Origin of the sequence: Streptomyces sp. NPDC005752 (assembly GCF_040630715.1) — a bacterium.
Taxonomy (GTDB): domain Bacteria; phylum Actinomycetota; class Actinomycetes; order Streptomycetales; family Streptomycetaceae; genus Streptomyces.
Genome location: NZ_JBEXYB010000010.1, coordinates 168,395 through 188,016, shown reverse-complemented (window position 1 = coordinate 188,016; position 19,622 = coordinate 168,395). Strand labels below are relative to the sequence as shown.

The window sequence follows — 19,622 nt, the reverse complement described above, 5'->3', positions numbered from 1 at the left end:
CAGCTTGAGCAGCACGATCTGGTCGGTGGACGAGCACCTGGACGACATCCTCGCCGCGGTGAAGCCGCTCGATCCCATCGAGCTGCAACTGCCGGACGCCCAGGGCTGTGTCCTGGTCGAGGACGTCGTGGTGGAGGTCGCGCTGCCGCCCTTCGACAACAGTTCGATGGACGGATACGCCGTCCGGATCTCCGATGTGGAGGGCGCGAGCGAGGACTTCCCCGCCGTCCTCACCGTCGTCGGCGACGTCGCGGCGGGTGACACGGGCCTGGCCGACGGCCGGTCCGTCGGACCGGGCGAGGCCGCCCGCATCATGACCGGTGCTCCGCTGCCCGCCGGTGCCGAGGCAGTCGTCCCGGTCGAGTGGACCGACGGCGGTACGGGCGGTGGCCCGGCCGACACCATGCGGGCCCACAGCGACGCTCCGGAGGGGGCGAGCGGCGAGGTCCGCGTCCACCGCTCCGTGAAGGCCCGTGCCCATGTACGGGCCAAGGGGAGCGACGTACGGCCCGGCGACCTGGCCCTGCGCGCGGGTTCCGTCGTCGGTCCGCCGCAGATCGGGCTGCTCGCCGCGATCGGCCGCTCGACGGTGAAGGTGCGGCCCCGCCCTCGCGTCGTGGTGCTCTCCACCGGCAGCGAGCTCGCGCAGCCGGGCGAGGAGCTGACCGGCGGCCGGATCTACGACTCCAACAGCTTCGCGCTGACGGCGGCCGCCCGGGACGCGGGCGCCATCGCCTACCGCGTCCCTGCGGTCGCCGACGACGCGGAGACGCTGCGGGCCACGATCGAGGACCAGCTGATCCGCGCCGACATCGTCGTCACCACGGGCGGCGTGAGTGTCGGCGCGTACGACGTGGTCAAGGAGGCGCTGTCCTCGGTCACGTCCGTGCACCCTGCCGGTGGGGACGAGGCCGACAGCGGCGTCGACTTCCGCAAGCTCGCCATGCAGCCGGGCAAGCCGCAGGGCTTCGGTTCGATCGGCCCCGACCACACACCGCTGCTGGCACTGCCCGGCAATCCGGTCTCCTCGTACGTCTCCTTCGAGCTGTTCGTCCGGCCGGCGATCCTCACACTGATGGGCCTCGAGGACGTCCACCGCCCGAAGGTGCGGGCCACCCTCAGCACCGACGTGCCGCTCACCTCGCCGTCCGGCAAACGCCAGTTCCTGCGCGGGACCTACGACGCGGAGGCGGGCACCGTGACTCCCGTCGGGGGCCCCGGCTCGCATCTGATCGCCGCCCTCGCCCAGGCGGACGCGCTCATCGTGCTGCCCGAGGACGTCACCTCCGCCGAACCCGGCACGGAGGCCGAGGTGATCCTCCTCCGCTGACTTCGGCGCTGTGGCGGTACGGTGTCTGGCGCTGTGCCTTACCGGGGGGAAGCCCCCCGGACCCCTCGGCCCGCGCCTCGGCGCACGGGACGGGCGGGCAACCGGCGCCCTACCGCTAGGCGGAGTGAGTTGAGTACGCAGAACAGGCTGACGCACATCGACGAGGCGGGTGCCGCCCGCATGGTCGACGTGTCGGAGAAGGACGTCACGGCACGTGTCGCCCGGGCCAGCGGCCGGGTCCTCGTGTCACCGCGTGTCGTCGAACTCCTCAGGGGCGAGGGCGTCCCCAAGGGCGATGCGCTCGCCACCGCGCGCATCGCCGGAATCATGGGGGCCAAGCGCACCCCCGACCTGATCCCGCTGTGCCACCCGCTCGCCGTCTCCGGCGTGAAGGTCGACCTGAGCGTCGCCGACGACGCGGTGGAGATCCTGGCGACCGTGAAGACCACGGACCGTACGGGTGTCGAGATGGAGGCCCTGACCGCCGTCTCGGTCGCCGCGCTCACGGTGATCGACATGATCAAGGCGGTCGACAAGAGCGCGGTGATCACGGACGTCCGGGTCGAGGCGAAGTCGGGCGGCAAGTCCGGCGACTACCGGCGCCCCGCACCGGAGGGGGCGGACGCATGACCGCCCCCAACAGCCCCCTCGCCACCGGCGGATACCGGGCCCTAGTGGTGACCGCCTCGAACCGTGCTTCCGCGGGTGTCTACGCCGACAAGGGCGGCCCCCTCATCGCCGAGGCCCTCACGGCTCTCGGATTCACCGTCGAGGGCCCGCAGATCGTGCCCGACGGTGATCCGGTGGAGGCGGCCCTCCGGGCCGGAGCCGCCGCGGGCTACGACGTGATCGTCACCACCGGCGGTACGGGCATCTCGCCCACCGACGCCACGCCCGAGGCCACCCGGCGTGTGCTCGACCGTGAGATCCCGGGCATCGCCGAGGCGATCCGTGCCGAGGGCCGTGACAAGGTCCCCACCGCCGCGCTCTCCCGCGGCCTCGCGGGCATCGCGGGCCGTACCCTCGTCGTGAACCTGCCCGGCTCGACCGGCGGCGTGCGCGACGGTCTCGCGGTCCTGAGCAGGCTTCTGGTGCACGCCGTCGACCAGTTGCGCGGCGGCGACCACCCCCGACCGGGGAGCCCGAGCTGAACGTCCGGACCTGGCCGGTGATCCTGACCGACGGCACCGTCACCCTCCGCCCGATAAAGCTGCGTGACCAGAGCATGTGGCGCGAGGTCAACCGGCGTAACCGTGACTGGCTGCGCCCCTGGGAGGCGACCGTGCCGCCGCCCGCTCCGGGTGGCCCGGTGGCCCGGCGCCCCACGTACCGTCAGATGGTCCGCCACCTGCGGGCCGAGGCGAACGCCGGCCGGATGCTGCCCTTCGCCATCGAGTACGAGGGGCGCCTCGTCGGCCAGTTGACGGTGGCCGGCATCACCTGGGGCTCGATGTGCTCGGGCCACGTGGGTTACTGGGTCGACCGGGGTGTGGCCGGCCGCGGCGTGATGCCGACGGCGGTGGCACTCGCCGTCGACCACTGTTTCCGCAACGTCGGACTGCACCGGATCGAGGTGTGCATTCGGCCCGAGAACGCCCCCAGCCGAAGGGTCGTGGAGAAACTCGGATTCCGTGCGGAAGGCCTGCGTCCACGCTATCTCCACATTGACGGTGCGTGGCGGGACCACCTGATCTTCGCCCTCACCGCGGAGGAAGTGCCTGACGGGCTGCTGCGGCGTTGGCGCAGGGTGCGGCCGGGGACGCCGGGGACACCGCGTATGCCCGGGGAAATAAAATAAGTGTTCGAATTTGATCGGTCTCTGAGCGTAATCAGCCTCACTTTCGACGACCTCTGGCCCGAGAAATCGCAAAAAAAGTCCGTCATATCAGCCTGATCGTGCGACACACCGGGCCAATTGGCGGATGCCGCCGTGCAATCCCCTCTACGGTGTGAACGTGAGCAGCAGCGGCCTCATCTACGCAGTCATCGTCGGGGCTTGGGCCGCCTACTTGGTGCCGATGTGGCTCCGCAGGCAGGACGAGCTCAACGAAGCCCGTCCGACGGAACGCTTCAGCACCGCCATCCGGTTGCTGTCCGGACGGGCGGCCATGGAGCGCCGTTACGCCAGGGAGCTGCGGGAGCGGGATGCCGAGGAGGCGCCTGACGACGTGGACCCGGATGTCGGGACGGACCGAATCGAGTCCGCCGACGTCCGGGCGTTTTCCGCGCCCCCGGCACATACCGAAGTGCGCCTGCGCGACCCGGCGCCCGTCCGGCCGGAGGGGACGGGACGCCCACACGACCGGCCCTCCCGCCCCGCGCCCGCCAGGCGCCCTTCCGGTGCGGAGTCCGAGCGGGAGCGCCGACGGCGGTCGCAGGTCCTGGCGCGCCGGCGTCGTACCACCACGGTCCTCTTCATGGCGTTCACCCTCGGCGCGGTCGTCGCGGCGGTGGGCGGACTCCGCTTCCTGTGGGCACCGGCCGTTCCCGCCCTGCTGCTGAGCACGTACATCGTGCATCTGCGTGGTCAGGAGCGGCGCCGGTTCGTCTTCACCATGGACCGGCGCCGGGCCGAGGTCGCCGCACAGCAGCTTCGCGAGAACCGCCCGCGCAGACACCAGGCCCCGTCCTCGGCTCCCGCCGAGCCCGACGAGGAGCCCGGAGGGGCGTCCGCGCCGGCTCCCACGGTCTCGCCGCAGGAGGCGGGCCGCCGCGCCCTCGTCGAGCAGACGGACCACGCCGAGTGGGTCGACCAGCAGCGCGAACGCGGACCGGCCCAGGGCGACAGCTGGGAGCCGGTACCGGTTCCGTTGCCGACGTACGTCACCGCCCCCGTCGCCCCGCGTGTGTCGGGCGGGGTCGAGGTCGGCGACCCGGAGACCTGGAGCGCGGCCCGCTCCAGCCCGGCCGAGCCCACCCGGACGGGCACCCATGACACCCAGGACTCCGACACACGCGATGCCGGTCCGGCTCCGCGCCGCCGCGGCAACCCGACCAGGCGCACCCGTGACCGCGGTCGGACGCCCCTCTTCGACCAGTACGACGACGAGGACCGGCCGCGCGCGGCCAACGAGTGAGCCGACGGTGAACCCGACTCGGTGACCTGCCGGGATACGGATTTCCGAGCACCCCGATGAGGGTGCTAGAGTTTCACTCGTTGCAAGGGCCTGTGGCGCAGTCTGGTAGCGCACCTCGTTCGCATCGAGGGGGTCTGGGGTTCAAATCCCCACAGGTCCACATACTGCACACACGAGATCCCGGTCAGACGGTCACCGTCTGACCGGGATCTCGTCGTTCGAGGCCCTGCGTGCCGGCTGCGAGGGCGGACTTCACCTGTACGCGGTCGCCGACGGTGTCGGCACCTCGGCGCCATGTTCACCTTCGGCGGGCAACGAGCCATGAGAGGGCCTGCTCCATCGCTGGATGTTTGCGCTGAGCTCCACGAACGCGGCCCAGGCAGTCGGCCTGACAAGCACGGTTCACGATGGGATCAGCTCATGGTGTCTGTCTCCACCGGCGTGGGTCGTCTTCCAACTGTTCCCGTTCCCAACCGCCGTGTTCGGCGGCGGCCTCGTAGGTGGTCTGCAGGAACTCCGTCAGCGCGCGGTCGGGGTCGGGGGCGGTGCGCACGGTCTCGTACGGGAGCAGGAACTGGCCGTTCTCCGTGCTGTAGTAGGCGCCCTCCGGTCCCACGGGATGGTCTGCGAAGCCTTCTGGTTCGGGGTAGGCGTAGGAGTAGAACGCGCCTTCCTCCCCGCCGCCCGGCCAGAAGCCGCAGCTGGACAGTTCGCGGGAGTAGCCCTCGACCATCACCCAGTCGCCGCAGTTCGGGGCGCCGCCTGGATGCGGGGGAGCGGAGCGGCCGGAGAAGCGGGTGCAGGCGAGGTCCATCGCGCCCCAGAAGAAGTGCACCGGGCTGGCCTTGCCCGTGAAGTGCGCCCGGAACTGGCCCATGACCCGGTCCGCCTGGAGCAGCTGCCGCCAGAACAGATGCGCCGCCTCTGCGTCGTAGGCGGAGTGCTGCTCGTCTTCCGCGAACGGGATCGAGGGGTCCACTTCGTTCGGACGCCTCTGGAAGTCCGCGCCGATGCCGAGCGCATCCAGCGCCTCCATGGTCTCGGCGTAGAAGGCGGCCACCGACTTGGGTGCCAGGGCCACACTGCGGTCGGCGCCGTCGCTGCTGCGGATCCGCAGCTGGTGGTCGACGAAGTCGAACTCCGCGTCGAACATGCCGCTGCGGTAGGGGACCGGCCCGGTGGTCAGCCCTCTGGGGGTGACGTACAGAGTGACCTGCCACCAGTGGTTGAGCAGGGGCGCGTGAGCCAGCCGGAGCTTGCCCACGATCTGTGTCCACATATGCAGTGTGTCCCGCGTCGCGGTCCAGTCGGCGACCCGCAGTGACGGCCATGCGGCACGCCCCGACGCCGCCGGCCGGGTGGGGGAGTGGTGCGTACTCACGGCGTCTTCCTCCAGAGGGGGCTATCGGTGCTCGGGGTTGCTGAAGCCGGGACGGCAGCCCGCGTCCCACTCGCTGCGCCGGTTGCCGTACGCCGGGATGCCGCCGGCTGTACGCAGCATCGCCGCCAGGTGCAGCAGGTTGTAGGTCATGAAGGTGGTGTTGCGGTTGGTGAAGTCGTTGTCGGGTCCGCTCGAACCAGGGTCGAGATAGGACGGGCCGGGGCCGGCCTCACCGATCCACCCGGCGTCGGCCTGCGGCGGGATCGTGTAGCCGAGGTGCTGGAGGCTGTACAGCACGTTCATGGCGCAGTGCTTGACACCGTCCTCGTTGCCGGTGATCAGGCACCCGCCGACCCGTCCGTAGTACGCGTACTGCCCCTCATCGTTGAGCAGGCTGGAGCAGCCGTACAGCCGCTCGATCACCCGCTTCATCACCGAGCTGTTGTCGCCGAGCCAGATCGGCCCGCACAGCACCAGGATGTCCGCGTCGAGCACCCGCTCGTACAACTGGGGCCAGTCGTCACGCTCCCAGCCGTGTTCGGTCATGTCCGGCCAGACTCCGGTGGCGATGTCGTGGTCGACGGCCCGTACGGTCTCGACGTCCACTCCGTGCTGTCGCATGATGCTGACACTGCGGTCGATCAGCCCGCCCGTGTTGCTGATCTCCGGCGACCGTTTGAGCGTGGTGTTGAAGAACAGCGCCCGCAGCCCGTCGAACGATGGCGTCGCGCCGTTTCTCTCCACGGCCTGGTCCATTGGCTGGCCTTCCGGTGTCGAGCGCGGCCTCCATGAGTCGGGCCGCTGCTGAGTACCCCCGTGGGGACAGGCCTTGAGGGGTGCTGGTTACTTTCTGCTTCCTCCACGGAGGCGCAACGTCAATCATGTGGCCGTCCGCGTGCGGCCGCCACAGCAGCCCGCACAGCGGGCAGGAGGCGTGCAGGGCGCACTGCCGCCCGTTCGACGTCCGGGACGGACCTGCTCTCGCGGGGGATGGGCGCGAACGCTGCCCGGCTGACCGCCGCCGCCCTCCCCGCCGGCCTCCGCTGCTTGTTCAACTCCTCGCGCTGGAGGGCGAGAACGCCGAGGCAAACCACGGGAGGACGTCCTCGTGCACCCCAATGGCTCCAATCCGGGTTCTCTGTTGAGCACGTCGCCATCACTGCCATTAGCGTTTCCGCATGACGGAGGCCCGTACCGGCCCGCCCTTCGTGTTCCTCGCTGTTGCGGTTCCCGGCGGTTCTGCCGGGCTCGCAACCCTTGGATTCGCGTCGGCAGACGTGGTCCCGCAGAAGGCCGTCCTGGACATCGACACGCCTTTGCGACCCGACCCGCACCGATCACCGCATATGGAGACGTCGTGATCAAGAACTTCCGCACATTCATGAGCTGGGGCGTCGCCCTGGCCACCGCCACGGCCGTCACCGTCACGGTCGGCGCAACCGCCGGTGGCCCGCCGAACCCGCGGCCGGCCGACCCGCAGACCCGCCCGACGGCCGGTCGGGGGGAGAAACCGCAGACTGCGCCTCAGGCGACAGAGCGCCGACGGATCGCCACGTCGGTCCTGGGCAGGGATCTCAAATTCACGCTCACCGCTTTGAGGTCGCAGACCGATCCGCTCGCGGCATCCGTGCGCCTCCAGGTCTTCACCTTCAAGAACGGTGCGTGGAGAGAATCGGACCGGGCTCCGGTCGGCGAGGCGGACGCCTGGTTCTGGTTCCCGCTGACCGGCCGCCACGCGGTGTGCGAGTTCTCCACCGCCGGCACGGACCCCGCACCGGTGGCGGTCAGCCTGCTGATCACACCATCGATCGGCTGCTCACCGGCCGAGAACTTCCAGATCGAGGACGGGCGGATCATCCCCGGCTGACAGCGGCTGGTGGCGATCGGACGGTGACGAGCCGTTGGGTAGGGTCGGCCGGTATGCCTGATGAACCCGCTGCCTCACCCTTCCGTATACCCGCCGAGTTCGTCCGGTTCGCCGCGGCGCTGGAGCCGGCCGAGGTCGGGTGGGGGTACGTGTCCGGTGCGCTGGGTGCGGAGGACGCCGTACGTCTCGCCTTTCTCCGACAGTGCGACCTGCGGGAGCCGGCAGGGGAATTCGACGCGCTCGCCGGGGTGGAGCCGTCCTCGCCGCAACTGGGTGCGCTGTGTCACCGCCTCGCGGGAGGGGGCGCGGATGCAGGGCGGGTCTGGACGTATCTGGCCTTGAGCTGGGCCTGTTCGCGTACCGGCGAGGAACGCGGCCGACTGCTCGGCGAGTTGGCGGCGTCGGGGGGCACCGTCGTGGCGCGTTCGGCGCGCGACCCCGAGGGCGAGGGGCTGCGTCTGCGGGCCGCCGGGCGGGACGAGTTCCTCACCGGCCGTGCCGCGTCGGGGCAGGGCATGAACTGGCGGAGCATCTCGGCTCTGATGGGGACCGACCGGCCCGAAGAGGTCGACGCGGCGTTCGACCGGGCGGAGGAGCTCGTCGGGGTGGCGCTGATCGGCCTGGCGTTGAACCACCCTGACGCAGAGGCCATCCTGCCCAGGGTGGCCCGGGCGTTGGAATCGGAGGGTGACGAGCTTCGCCATCAGGGCCGTGTGGCGCTGGCCCATGTCGCCCGGCTGCATTCCACCGTGAACCGTCGTTGTCTGCAGCTACTGCGGGCGCACCCCCGGGGCAGCGAGGCCGACGACGATCTGTGGGGTCATGTCCCGCACCGGCGTCTGCCGTGGTGGCTGTGGCGTCACCACCTGGGCGAGCGGGCGGCATGGCTCCTCCGCGACAGGTGGCGTGCGTGACGCATGAGGAGCCGGAGCCCTACCGCTTAGAGTGGTCTCGACCACCCGCCCTTCCGGGGACCGCTGTTGAGGCGTGAGCCGGATCGTGAGCGGGGTTCTCCGTCCGCGATTCCTCTGGAGGAGCGTCCTGTGACAGCCGGTATCCCCAGCTCCCGTATCGACACCAGCAGGCCGCACCCGGCCCGGGTCTACGACTGGCTGCTCGGTGGCAAGGACAACTACCCGGTGGATCAGGAGGTCGCGGAGAAGCTGCCCGCCGAGGCGCGGGCGAACGCGGCGCGGAACCGGGCGTTCATGCACCGGGCCTCCGCCTGGCTGGCCGGGCAGGGTGTCGACCAGTTCCTCGACATCGGCACCGGCATCCCCACCTCGCCCAATCTCCATCAGGTCGTCCAGGCCGTCACCCCGCAGGCCAGGGTCGTCTACGCGGACAACGACCCCATCGTGCTGCGTCATGCGGAGGCACTCCTGGTGAGCAGCCCGGAGGGTGCGACCGACTACATCCACGCCGATGTGCGGCAGCCGGAGGCGATCCTCGAACGAGCGGCGGAGCTGCTGGACTTCGGGAGGCCCGTCGCGCTGTCCCTCATCGCGCTGATGCACTTCCTGCCCGACGAGAAGGACCCGTACGGCATCACCCGCAGGCTGGTCGGGGCGCTCCCTTCGGGGAGCTATCTCGTGCTGTCGCACGGGACCGCCGATCAGCACCCGGAGCTGAAGCAGGAGACCGAGTCCGCGTACAGGAAGGGTGCGATATCGCTCCGCATGCGCACGCGTGCGGAGGTCGAGCCGTTCTTCGAGGGTCTGGAACTCGTGGAGCCGGGGCTGGTCACGGCGCCCGAGTGGTATCGGGACGAGCCCGCGCCGGTGTACGAGCGGAGCGGGTTCTACGTCGGGGTGGCGCGGCTTCCCTAGGCGGGCTGTCCCAGCGGCTTGGCCATGCAGATGCTGCTGTCGTACGTGCGGTAGTGGCCGAACTTCGCGCAGCGTGTGTAGCCGCTCGACGTGTACAGCGCGATCGCCTCGGGCTGCTGGTCCCCGGTCTCCAGCACCATGCGCGTACGGCCCGCCGCGCGGGCGTCGGCCTCCAGTGCGGCGAGGATGCGTCGCGCGAGGCCCCGGCCGCGGCCCTCGGTGATCACGAACATCCGCTTGATCTCGGCGTCGCCGTCCGAATACCCCTCGTCGTTCCGGTCCTGGCTGCGCCAGCCGCCGGTGGCCAGGGGACGGTCCTGCTCGTCGTAGGCGAGCAGGTACAGTCCGCGAGGCGGATCGAACATGGTGGCGTCGAGCGGTGTGATGTCACCGCCGTCTCCGTAGCGCACGGCATATTCGAGCTGCACCAGGTCGTTGAGTTTGAGCGCGTCGGGGTGGTCGAAAGGCCGCGGCTGGATATTCATGCGACTCATGGTACAGATATGCGATCCCACATGTAGGTACTGTGCCGGGATGCTGACTGTTACCACCGTGAACGTGAACGGCCTCCGTGCCGCCGCCAAAAAGGGCTTCGTCGAGTGGCTGGGGCGTACCGAGGCCGACGTCGTCTGCCTCCAGGAAGTGCGCGCCGAAGCGCAGCAGCTCCCCGAAGAGGTGCGCGAGCCCGAGGGCTGGCACGTCGTCCTGGCCCCGGCCTTGGCCAAGGGGCGCGCGGGGGTCGCCGTCTATACGCGGCGCGCGCCGGAGCGCGTCCAGATCGGTTTCGGCGGGTTCGAGGTTCCGGGGAGTGGGGAGTTCGACACCTCGGGCCGCTACGTCGAGATCGATCTCCCGGGTGTGACGGTCGCCAGCCTCTACCTGCCCTCCGGCGAGGTCGGCACGGAGAAGCAGGAGGAGAAGGAGCGTTTCATGGCGGCCTTCCTCCCTTATCTCCAGGGGCTGAGGGTGCGGGCGGCCGCAGGGGGGCGCGAGGTGGTCGTGTGTGGCGACTGGAACATCGCCCACCGTGAGGCCGACCTCAAGAACTGGAAGGCCAACAAGAAGAACTCCGGCTTCCTCCCCGAGGAGCGGGAGTGGCTGACCCGGGTGTTCGACGAGGCGGAGTACGTCGACGTGGTCCGCGCGCAGCATCCGGAGGAGGAGGGGCCGTACTCCTGGTGGTCCTACCGCGGCCGGGCCTTCGACAACGACGCGGGCTGGCGCATCGACTACCAGGTGGCGACCCCCGGCCTCGCCGGCCGCGCCGTCAAGGCGTGGGTGGAGCGCGCCGCCACGCACGGTGAGCGGTGGAGCGATCACGCGCCGGTGACGGTCGCCTACGAAGGCTGATCGTCCTCGCGCAGCCGCCGGTCGAGCGCCATCGACAGCTCCGCGTCCACCACCGCGTGGGCCAGCGTGCGCAGTTGGTCCGGCTCGGTGTGCGCGGTGTGGGTGCGCAGGACGCGTACGAAGAGGTCGGCGAGGGCGTCGGCGTGCTCGCGGACCTGGCGGCCCGAGGAAAGTACGGCGTCGAGCGGCACCCCGGCCCGGACGAGTTCGGACGACGCCTCCAGCAGGCGGCGGCTGATGTGGACGATCTCGTCGCCGTCGACGCCGAGGTAGCCCAGCTCCATGGATGCGGCGAGGTTCTCCGCCGTGGCCTGGTCCTGGAAGTAGTCGGCGAGCTGCTCGGGGGTGAGCCGGACCGGGGTCTCCTCGGTCGGTTCGCCCAGGCCCAGCACCTCGGCGACGTCGCGGCCGCTGTCGAACGTCGAGGCGAGATCGGCGATGCCGTTGAGGGTGTGGCCCCGCTCCAGCAGGCCCGTGATGGTGCGCAGCCGGGCCAGGTGGTGGTCGTCGTACCAGGCGATACGGCCCTCGCGGCGGGGTGGCTGGATCAGTCCGCGCTCCCGGTAGAAACGCAGGGTGCGCACGGTGATGCCGGCCTCCCTGGCCAGCTCCTCCATGCGGTACTCGCGGTGCTCGCGTCCTTCAGCCACACCCGCACCCTATGTTGTACCGCCGGTAACTTCCTCGCCCCGACCCCTACCCATCGGTACGGGGCTGCTCTAGTCTCCCAACAGTGCCAGTGATTGCTGGCAGAGTCGTGGCACGTACCGCGGGGAGGCGGCAGCATGGCCCAGCACGAGCACGTACGAGTGGCGGTGATCGGATCCGGATTCGGGGGCCTCGGGGCCGCGGTCCGGCTCCGCCGCGAAGGCGTCACCGACTTCCTGGTCCTCGAACGGGCCGGTTCCGTCGGTGGCACCTGGCGCGACAACAGCTACCCGGGCTGCGCCTGCGACGTACCGTCCCACCTGTACTCGTTCTCCTTCGCGCCCAACCCCGACTGGCCGCGCACCTTCTCCGGGCAGCAGCACATCCGTGCCTACCTGGAGCACGTGGCGGACACCTTCGGGCTGCGCCCGCACCTCAGGCTCGACCACGAAGTCACCGTCATGCGCTGGGACAACGACGAACTGCACTGGGTGATCGAGACGGCCAACGGCTCCACGATCACCGCTGACGCGGTCGTGTCCGCCACCGGCCCGCTCAGCGATCCGAAGCTGCCGGACATTCCGGGACTGGCCGACTTCCCGGGCAAGGTCTTCCACTCCGCGCAGTGGGACCACGACTACGACCTGAGCGGCAAGCGCGTCGCGGTGATCGGCACCGGTGCCTCCGCGATCCAGATCGTCCCGGAGATCCAGCCGAAGGCCGGCCGGCTGACCCTCTTCCAGCGGACCCCGCCCTGGGTGATGCCGCGCATGGACCGCGCCATCAGCGGCGCTGAGAAGTGGCTGCACCGCGCGCTTCCCTTCACGGCCACCGCGCGCCGCGGACTCCTGTGGGGCATCCGGGAGTTGCAGGTCGGTGCCTTCACCAAGCATCCCAACCAGCTCGGGCTCGTCGAGTCGATAGCCAAGTCCAACATGGCGCGGGCCGTCAAGGACCCCGCGCTACGGGCAAAGCTGACCCCCTCGTACCGCATCGGCTGCAAGCGCATCCTGCTCTCCAACGCCTACTACCCGGCGCTCGCGCAGCCGAATGTCGACGTGGTCGACTCCGGTCTGTCCGAGGTGCGGGGCTCGACCCTGGTCGGGTCGGACGGTTCGGAGACCGAGGCCGACGTGATCATCCTCGGTACCGGCTTCCATGTGACGGACATGCCGATCGCCAGCCGGGTCGTCGGCGCCGACGGCATCACCCTGGCCGAGTCCTGGAAGGACGAGATGCAGGCGCTGCGGGGCGCGACCGCGGCCGGCTTCCCCAACTGGATGACGATCATCGGCCCCAACACGGGTCTCGGGAACTCCTCCATGATCCTCATGATCGAGTCCCAGCTGAACTACATGGCCGACTACATGCGGCAGCTCGACGTCCTCGGCGGACGTGCCGCACTCGACGCGCGGCCCTCCGCCGTCGGCGCCTGGAACCGGCGCGTTCAGGACCGGATGAAGCGGACCGTCTGGAACACCGGCGGCTGCACCAGCTGGTACCTCGACGCCAACGGACGCAACACCACGGTCTGGCCGGGCACGACCGCCGAATTCCGGCGGGCCACCCGCTCGGTCGATCTGGGGGAGTACGAGGTCATCCGTCCTCCCGCCACCCACTCCACGGCACAGGCCGTGACCGAGGAGGCCGCACGATGAGCCGGCTGACACAGCTCGCGAACACTCCGCCCGTGCCCGTACGCGAGATGGACGTCGTCTCCGCCGACGGTTCGCGCGTCCACGTCGAACTGCACGGCCCCGAGGGCGCGCCCGCCGTGGTCCTTGCGCACGGCTGGACCTGCAACACCCGCTTCTGGGACGCCCAGGTGCGTGACCTGGCGGCGGACCACCGGGTCGTCGTCTACGACCAGCGGGGCCACGGGCGCACCCCCGAGGCGGGTGCCGGCGGATACAGCACGCGTGCGCTGGCCGACGACCTCGAAGCGGTCCTGAGGGCCACGCTCGGGCCCGGGCAGAAAGCGGTGCTCGGCGGCCACTCCATGGGCGGGATGACGCTGATGGCCGCGGCCGGCCGCGACGCCGTGCGGGAACACGGGGCGGCCGTGCTGCTGTGCAGCACCGGAAGCTCGCGCCTGACGGCCGAGTCGCTGGTGCTCCCGCTGAGGGCAGGCGCCCTGCGTACCCGGATCACCACGGCGGTGCTCGGCGCACGCGCACCGCTCGGGCCGGTCAACGCGGTGTCGAAGGCGATCCTCAAGTACGCCACGATGGGGCGCGGTTCCGCGCCGGAACGCGTGGACGCCTGTGCCAGGATCGTCCATGCGTGTCCCACCGGCGCACGTGCCGCCTGGGGGCACGTGCTCGCGGAGCTCGACCTCGAGGCGCGGCTGCGGGAGCTGCGGCTGCCGACCGCGGTGATCGCGGGCGCGGAGGACCGGCTGACGCCGCCCGTGCACGCGAGGGCCATCGAGGCGGCGCTGCCGCACAGCCTCGGGCTCACGGAACTGGCGGGTACGGGTCACATGACGCCGGTCGAGGCGCCCGAGGTGGTCACGGCGAAGCTCCGCGAGCTGGTGGCCTCGTACGTCACTCTTGAAGGTGCGGGCAGCACGGCGGAAGCCGTGAGCGAGGAGGAGGTCGCATGAGCGGCAGGCGGAGTCTCGAAGGACAGGTCGTCGTCGTCACGGGCGCGGCGCGGGGGGTGGGCGAACTGCTCGCCCGCAAGCTCTCGGCGCGCGGCGCCACGCTGGCGCTGGTCGGCCTGGAGCCGGACGAGCTGAAGAAGGTCTCGGAGCGGCTGCACTCCGCGAGCGACCACTGGTACGCCGACGTCACGGACCATGTGGCGATGAGCCGGGTCGCCCAGGAGGTCAAGGAGCGATTCGGGAAGATCGACGTCGTCGTCGCCAACGCGGGCGTCGCCACCGGCGGTCCGCTCGTCGACTCGGACCCTGAGGCATGGCGGCGGGTCATCGAGGTGAACCTGATAGGCGGCGCGGTGACGGCGCGGGCCTTCCTGCCGGTCCTCATCGAGAGTCGCGGCTACTTCCTCCAGATAGCGTCACTGGCCGCGATCACCCCGGCGCCGATGATGAGCGCGTACTGCGCGTCCAAGTCGGGCGTGGAGGCGTTCGCGCACTGCCTGCGCGGCGAGGTCGGCCACCGCGGAGTGAAGGTCGGGGTCGGCTATCTGTCCTGGACCGACACGGACATGGTGCGCGGGGCCGACGAGGACGACGTCATGAGGGAGTTGCGGCAGCGGCTGCCCTGGCCGGCGAACCGGACGTATCCGCTGGGCCCCGCCGTCGACCGGATCGTCGAGGGTGTCGAACGGCGCTCCGCGCACGTGTACGCCCAGTGGTGGCTGCGCGGGATGCAGTCGATCCGGGGGTACCTGCCGATGGTCATAGGGGCGGTCGGGCAGCGCGAGATGAAGCGGTTCGGGCCCCGGCTCGACGGGGTGAGCAAGGGGCTCGTGGGGGCCGGCGGCGCGGCCGACAGAGAGGCGCGAGTACGGCGCGGATGATCGAAATGCGATGAATGTCCCGGTGTGTAAGTCTGAGCAAGGCCCCACCGGGGCCACCCCCACGCACCCACATAGGAGTGAACAGCATGGGTATCGCAGACCAGTTCAAGGACAAGGCGCAGGAGCTCGCCGACCAGGCCAAGCAGCAGAAGGCGGGCGGCAAGCGGGACGAGGCGCGTGAGCGTCCCTCCGACCGTCCGGACCGTGCCTCGGACCAGGCCCAGGGCCGCCGGCCCGGCGCGCGGGACCGTGCGCAGGACGCGGCGGACCAGCCGCGTGAGCGCTGACGGCCGACGCGTCTGACGTCTGCGGTCGGTTGGGGCGTACCCGGGTGCCGGGTACGCCCCTTCTCGTGCGGGATGCGGGATGCGCCCTGCTCCGTCGGTCACCTCGGGGGCAGCGGCGGCCTTCGTAGGTTCGGGGCGGTGTCGTAGGTGGGGGGTGTGGCCGCCGGGTGGGCGGCCAGGAGGTCCAGGGCCACCCTGACGGCGTCGTCCAGGACCGCGTGGCGGCCCTCCGCCCAGTCCAGCGGGGTGCGCAGTGCCTCCAGATCGGGTTCGACGCCGTGGTTCTCGACGGACCAGCCGTACGTGTCGAACCAGGCCGCGTTCATCGGCACCGTGATCACCGTTCCGTCACCCAACCGGTGCCGCCCGGTCATCCCGACCACCCCGCCCCAGGTGCGCTGACCCACCACCGGCCCCAGCTTCAGCAGCCGGAACGCGGCCGTGATCATGTCCCCGTCGGAGGAGGTGGCCTCGTCGGCGAGGGCGACGACCGGGCCCCGGGGCGCGTTGGACGCGTACGAGACCGCCTGGGCGTTACGGGTCAGGTCCCAGCCGAGGATCGTGCGGGTGAGCTTCTCGACGACCAGCTCGCTGATGTGGCCGCCCGCGTTGCCCCGTACGTCCACGATCAGGGCCGGGCGCGACACCTCCAGCCGCAGGTCCCGGTTGAACTGTGCCCAGCCGGAACCCCCCATGTCGGGGATGTGCAGATAGCCGCACTTTCCGTGGCTCAACTCCCGTACGACTTCACGGCGTTTGGCCACCCAGTCCTGATAGCGCAGGGGGCGTTCGTCGACCAGCGGGACGATCGCGACGCGGCGTGACCGTCCGCCGCCCTCACCCTCGGCCGGCCGGAACGTCAGCTCCACCGTGGTGCCGCCTGCGGCCGTCAGCAGGGGGGACGGGCCCGCCACGGGATCGACCGGCCGGCCGTCGACGTGCGTGAGGACGGCCCCCTCGCGGATCCCCGTACCGGCCAGCGGAGAGCGGGCCTTGGAGTCGGAGGAGTCGCCGGGCAGGACGCGCTGCACCGTCCAGTCGCCGTCCCGGCAGACGAGGTTGGCTCCCAGCAGTCCGATCGCCCGCTGGTAGTGAGGGGGCCCCTCGTTGCGGCGGGCGGGGGAGACGTACGCGTGGGAGGTGCCCAGTTCGCCGAGGACCTCGCGCAGCAGGTCGGCGAACTCGTCGGGGGACGCGACCCGTTCGACCAGTGGGCGGTACTGCTCCAGTACGCCGCCCCAGTCGATGCCGCACATGTCCGGTTCCCAGAAGTAGGAGCGGATGATGCGCCCCGCCTCTCCGTACGCCTGGCGCCATTCGGCCGCCGGGTCGACGTCGTGCAGGATGCGGCGCAGGTCGAGGAAGACCGTCGTGTCGTTGTCGCCGGGCTCGTTGGACGGTACGGCGCGCAGCTCGCCGTCGTCCATGACGACGAGCCGGGAGGCGTCCCCGCTGACCGCGAACCAGTCGAGGTGGCCGACCAGTTCGGTCCTGCGGGCTTTGGCGATGTTGAAGTGCTCCAGCGTGGGCCGGCCCGACATGTCCGACGGGTTGGCGAAGGTCTCGCCCAGCGCTCCGGAGATCGGCCAGCGCAGCCAGACCAGGCCCCCGCCGCTGACCGGCTGGAGCGCCGAGTACTTCGACGCGGAGACCGGGAAGGGGGTCACCCTGCTCTCCAGCCCCTCGAACTCCACCATCACCGTCGGCCCCTCGACCGTGCCCTCGGCGATGTCCACCGGATCCAGGCCGCCCGCGGCGGGCCTGCCGTCCGGGAGCAGGGCGAAGGGGGAGGGGGTCGCCGAGGTGAGGGGGACCAGATAGGGGCGGCAGCCCAGCGGGAAGGAGAGGTCGCCGGTGTGGACGTCGTACACCGGGTCGAATCCGCGCCAGGAGAGGAAGGCGAGATAGCGGCCGTCCCCGGTGAAGACGGGGTTCTCGTCCTCGAAGCGCCCGTTGGTGACATCCACTGTCACCGGGGCGTCCGGGCCGGTGATCCTGGCCAGCTTGATCTGCCGCAGCGACCGGCCGATGCCGGGGTGCGACCAGGTCAGCCAGTGGCCGTCCGGGGAGAACGCCAGATCGCGGACCGGTCCGTTCACGGAGCGGATGAGTTCGGTGAGCCCGTCGGCCGGGGGCTCACCGGCCGGGGGCTCACCGGCCGGGGGCCCGTCGCCGCCCTTGGAGATGTCCCCGGAGGGTTCGTCGTCGGGGCTGTCCGTCCGGGCGAGGGCCTCCAGCGGGGCGACGGTCCTCGGCGGGGCCACGCCCTCGTCCTGACCGGGGGGCTCCGGTGGTGCGGACGTTTCCGGTGAGTCCGTGTCCGGGCCCAGGAAGTCCATGGCCGGTTCCGTGGCGTCCTCCGCGGTGTCCAGCAGGAGCAGCCGGCCGTCGTTCGACGCGATCGCCAGCCGCTCGCCCTCCGGGTCGGAGACGGTCTCGTGGACCCTGCCGAGCCGCCCGGCGGCCAGCCGGCGGGGCGGGCGGTCGCCGCTGGCCCGGGGCAGATAGGCGATCTCGACCGCGTCGTCGCCCTCGGCGTCGGTGACGTAGGCGATCCGTCCGCTGCTGCCGAGCATCTCGGGCAGCCGCACCCGCACCCCCGGGGTGTCGGCGATCGTGCGGGCGGGGCCGTCGCGGTGGGTGAGCCAGTAGAGGCTGCCGCGCACGGAGACGGCACTCGCCCGGCCCGTCTCGTCGACGGACAGCGAGTCGACATGGCTGGACGCCGGCACCTGGTACGTACGCCGGCCCGTCCGTGGGCCTCCGAGTCGCACCTCCAGTTTCCGGGGTGCCGCGTCCGGCGACTCCAGGTCCTCGACCAGCCACAGATCGCCGCCGCACTGGTAGACGACCCTGTGGCCGTCACTGGAGGCGTGCCGGGCGTAGAACGCGTCGTGATCCGTGTGCCTGCGCAGATCGCCGCCGTCCATCAGGCAGGAGTAGAGATTGCCGACGCCTTCGTGGTCGGAGAGGAACGCGATCCGGCGCCCGACGAACATCGGCGCGTCCAGGTGCCCGCCGATGCCGGGCAGCAGCCGTTCGCCGTGCAGCCACAGCCGGCCCGTGGCGCCGCCCCTGTACCGCTTCCAGGCCGCCGGCTCGTGCGGCGGCTTCCCGGTGAGCAGCAGGGTGCGCCGTTCGCCGTCGATGTCGGCGACGGCGATGTCGGAGACGGGGCCCCAGGGCAGCTTGCCACCGGGGCTGCCGTCCGTGGGGACGCTGTACGCCCACGAGAAGTACGAGAAGGGCTGGTTGTGCGAGGACACCGCGAGGATCTGGGACGACTCCCCGGGATCGGGGCTCCAGCCGCAGACCCGCGCGTCGGTGGAGCCCCAGTGGGTGAGCCGACGGGCCGGCCCCCCGTCGACGGGGACGATGTGGATCTCTGGATCGAGCGTGCGCCATGTCGTGTAGGCGATGAGACCGCCGTCGGGCGAGAAGCGCGGATGACTGACCCTGGTCCGGTCGACGGTCAGCCGCCACGCCCGACCGGGCCGCTGCCCCGCCGGGGCGAGGGGGGAGACCCAGAGGTCGTCCTCCGCCGCGAAGCAGAGCAGGTCCTTGTGGAGGTGCGGGAAACGGAGATACGCGACGTCGTCACTCACCCCCCAATGCTTTCCATCCGAAGGGTTCGCGGCAACTTGTGGTGCAGCACACAAGCGAAACTGTTTCGTTTCGATGAGGGTGGGGAGTATCTTCGAAGTGTACGAAACAGTTTCGTTCCGCTGGTCGATCTTCGACTGGCGTACCATCCAGCAGGCGCGATCAAGAGGAGGTCGACACATGGCACGCAGCCGGCTCACGCCCGAGCGCGAGGGTGAGCTGTACGCCGCCGTGCTCGATCTGCTCGGCGAGGTCGGCTATGAAGCCCTGACCATGGACGCTGTCGCCGCCCGTACCCGTTCCAGCAAGGCCACCCTCTACCGCCAGTGGGGGAGCAAGGCCGAGCTCGTCGTCAAGGCGCTGCGCCACAACAAGCCGGTTCAGCTCGCCGAGATCGACACCGGTTCTCTGCGCGGTGATTTCCACGCCGTGCTGCAGCGGACCGACGACTGTCAGATGGAGAAGAACTCCGCCCTGATGCGGGGGCTCGGCCAGGCGGTCCACGGCAATCCCGATCTCTTCCAGGCGCTGCGCGAGCTGCTGATCGAGCCGGAACTCACCGGTCTCGGGCTGCTGCTCCAGCGGGCCGTAGACCGGGGTGAAGTGCGTCCGGACAATCCGGCGCTGTCCTTTCTTCCGCACATGATGATCGGTGCCTTCGCCGCTCGTGAGCTGGTGGAGGACCGGACCGTCGACCAGGCGTTCCTCATCGACTACGCAGAAGCCGTGGTGTTCCCCGCCCTCGGTGTCTGACGTCCCCGCTT

Annotated in this window: 19 protein-coding genes and 1 tRNA gene; 15 read left to right on the top strand and 5 right to left on the bottom strand. The window is 70.7% G+C overall.

All coding sequences use genetic code 11. The annotated features are described in order from the left end of the window. The first annotated feature begins 4 nt into the window (after window positions 1-4). The 6 genes from glp to ABZ441_RS11330 all read left to right on the top strand — a co-directional run bounded on the left by glp (window position 5) and on the right by ABZ441_RS11330 (window position 4,567). Window positions 5-1,330 (top strand): gephyrin-like molybdotransferase Glp, encoded by a 1,326-nt coding sequence (gene glp, locus ABZ441_RS11355; RefSeq protein ID WP_358971059.1) that lies wholly within the window; start codon window positions 5-7, stop codon window positions 1,328-1,330. 129 nt (window positions 1,331-1,459) lie between these two features. Then, a complete protein-coding gene (gene moaC, locus ABZ441_RS11350) occupies window positions 1,460-1,960 on the top strand; it encodes a cyclic pyranopterin monophosphate synthase MoaC (RefSeq protein ID WP_031098527.1) in 501 nt (166 codons plus the stop codon). Further along, window positions 1,957-2,481 (top strand): MogA/MoaB family molybdenum cofactor biosynthesis protein, encoded by a 525-nt coding sequence (locus ABZ441_RS11345; RefSeq protein WP_358971056.1) that lies wholly within the window; start codon window positions 1,957-1,959, stop codon window positions 2,479-2,481. Before moaC ends, ABZ441_RS11345 begins: the two co-directional genes overlap by 4 nt. 17 nt (window positions 2,482-2,498) lie before the next feature. Next, the gene (locus ABZ441_RS11340) at window positions 2,499-3,128 is read left to right on the top strand and encodes a GNAT family protein (RefSeq protein WP_358971053.1); all 630 of its coding nucleotides are present in this window, start codon (window positions 2,499-2,501) and stop codon (window positions 3,126-3,128) included. Between the two features lie 124 nt (window positions 3,129-3,252). After that, entirely contained in the window at window positions 3,253-4,407 is a 1,155-nt protein-coding gene (gene glpR / locus ABZ441_RS11335) for a gephyrin-like molybdotransferase receptor GlpR (RefSeq protein WP_358971051.1), read from the top strand. A gap of 86 nt (window positions 4,408-4,493) precedes the next feature. Continuing rightward, window positions 4,494-4,567: transfer RNA gene (locus tag ABZ441_RS11330), tRNA-Ala, on the top strand. 258 nt (window positions 4,568-4,825) lie between these two features. Here the strand turns inward: ABZ441_RS11330 and ABZ441_RS11325 are convergent. Together ABZ441_RS11325 and ABZ441_RS11320 are read right to left on the bottom strand one after the other, a co-directional pair. After that, window positions 4,826-5,788: a DUF5996 family protein gene (locus ABZ441_RS11325; RefSeq protein ID WP_358971049.1), complete on the bottom strand. Its 963-nt coding sequence runs from the start codon at window positions 5,786-5,788 to the stop codon at window positions 4,826-4,828. A 21-nt stretch (window positions 5,789-5,809) separates the two neighbouring features. Continuing rightward, window positions 5,810-6,544: a flavodoxin family protein gene (locus ABZ441_RS11320; protein WP_358971047.1), complete on the bottom strand. Its 735-nt coding sequence runs from the start codon at window positions 6,542-6,544 to the stop codon at window positions 5,810-5,812. 601 nt (window positions 6,545-7,145) lie between these two features. Here ABZ441_RS11320 and ABZ441_RS11315 point away from each other — a divergent pair. From ABZ441_RS11315 to ABZ441_RS11305, 3 genes are all read left to right on the top strand, one after another. Then, window positions 7,146-7,655, top strand: a complete 510-nt coding sequence (locus ABZ441_RS11315) for a hypothetical protein (protein ID WP_358971045.1) — start codon at window positions 7,146-7,148, stop codon at window positions 7,653-7,655. 53 nt (window positions 7,656-7,708) lie between these two features. Further along, the gene (locus ABZ441_RS11310; protein ID WP_358971042.1) at window positions 7,709-8,569 is read left to right on the top strand and encodes a hypothetical protein; all 861 of its coding nucleotides are present in this window, start codon (window positions 7,709-7,711) and stop codon (window positions 8,567-8,569) included. Window positions 8,570-8,698: 129 nt separating this feature from the next. Further along, window positions 8,699-9,484, top strand: coding sequence for an SAM-dependent methyltransferase (locus tag ABZ441_RS11305; protein ID WP_358971039.1), 786 nt, complete (start codon window positions 8,699-8,701; stop codon window positions 9,482-9,484). Here ABZ441_RS11305 and ABZ441_RS11300 read toward each other — a convergent pair. Further along, window positions 9,481-9,969: a GNAT family N-acetyltransferase gene (locus ABZ441_RS11300; protein WP_358971036.1), complete on the bottom strand. Its 489-nt coding sequence runs from the start codon at window positions 9,967-9,969 to the stop codon at window positions 9,481-9,483. The genes ABZ441_RS11305 and ABZ441_RS11300 overlap by 4 nt on opposite strands. A 49-nt stretch (window positions 9,970-10,018) precedes the next feature. On the opposite strand from ABZ441_RS11300, the gene ABZ441_RS11295 reads away from it, so the two are divergent. After that, window positions 10,019-10,834, top strand: coding sequence for an exodeoxyribonuclease III (locus ABZ441_RS11295; RefSeq protein WP_358971034.1), 816 nt, complete (start codon window positions 10,019-10,021; stop codon window positions 10,832-10,834). On the opposite strand, the gene ABZ441_RS11290 is transcribed toward ABZ441_RS11295, so the two are convergent. Beyond that, on the bottom strand, window positions 10,822-11,451 hold the full coding sequence (locus ABZ441_RS11290) for a MerR family transcriptional regulator (protein ID WP_358971142.1): 630 nt from the start codon (window positions 11,449-11,451) through the stop codon (window positions 10,822-10,824). The genes ABZ441_RS11295 and ABZ441_RS11290 overlap by 13 nt on opposite strands. A 168-nt stretch (window positions 11,452-11,619) precedes the next feature. Between ABZ441_RS11290 and ABZ441_RS11285 the strand changes: the two genes are divergently transcribed. The 4 genes from ABZ441_RS11285 to ABZ441_RS11270 all read left to right on the top strand — a co-directional run bounded on the left by ABZ441_RS11285 (window position 11,620) and on the right by ABZ441_RS11270 (window position 15,255). Further along, window positions 11,620-13,140: an NAD(P)/FAD-dependent oxidoreductase gene (locus ABZ441_RS11285; protein ID WP_358971031.1), complete on the top strand. Its 1,521-nt coding sequence runs from the start codon at window positions 11,620-11,622 to the stop codon at window positions 13,138-13,140. Further along, window positions 13,137-14,087 carry an alpha/beta fold hydrolase gene (locus tag ABZ441_RS11280; RefSeq protein WP_358971028.1) on the top strand — a complete coding sequence of 317 codons (951 nt, stop codon included), beginning with the start codon at window positions 13,137-13,139 and terminating at the stop codon, window positions 14,085-14,087. Before ABZ441_RS11285 ends, ABZ441_RS11280 begins: the two co-directional genes overlap by 4 nt. After that, window positions 14,084-14,968, top strand: coding sequence for an SDR family oxidoreductase (locus tag ABZ441_RS11275; RefSeq protein ID WP_205022458.1), 885 nt, complete (start codon window positions 14,084-14,086; stop codon window positions 14,966-14,968). Before ABZ441_RS11280 ends, ABZ441_RS11275 begins: the two co-directional genes overlap by 4 nt. 86 nt (window positions 14,969-15,054) lie before the next feature. Beyond that, a complete protein-coding gene (locus tag ABZ441_RS11270) occupies window positions 15,055-15,255 on the top strand; it encodes a hypothetical protein (protein ID WP_358971024.1) in 201 nt (66 codons plus the stop codon). Window positions 15,256-15,353: 98 nt separating this feature from the next. Here the strand turns inward: ABZ441_RS11270 and ABZ441_RS11265 are convergent, their stop codons facing one another. Further along, the gene (locus ABZ441_RS11265; RefSeq protein WP_358971021.1) at window positions 15,354-18,860 is read right to left on the bottom strand and encodes a S41 family peptidase; all 3,507 of its coding nucleotides are present in this window, start codon (window positions 18,858-18,860) and stop codon (window positions 15,354-15,356) included. A gap of 178 nt (window positions 18,861-19,038) precedes the next feature. Between ABZ441_RS11265 and ABZ441_RS11260 the strand changes: the two genes are divergently transcribed. Further along, the gene (locus ABZ441_RS11260; protein ID WP_358971018.1) at window positions 19,039-19,611 is read left to right on the top strand and encodes a TetR/AcrR family transcriptional regulator; all 573 of its coding nucleotides are present in this window, start codon (window positions 19,039-19,041) and stop codon (window positions 19,609-19,611) included. Window positions 19,612-19,622: the final 11 nt, after the last annotated feature.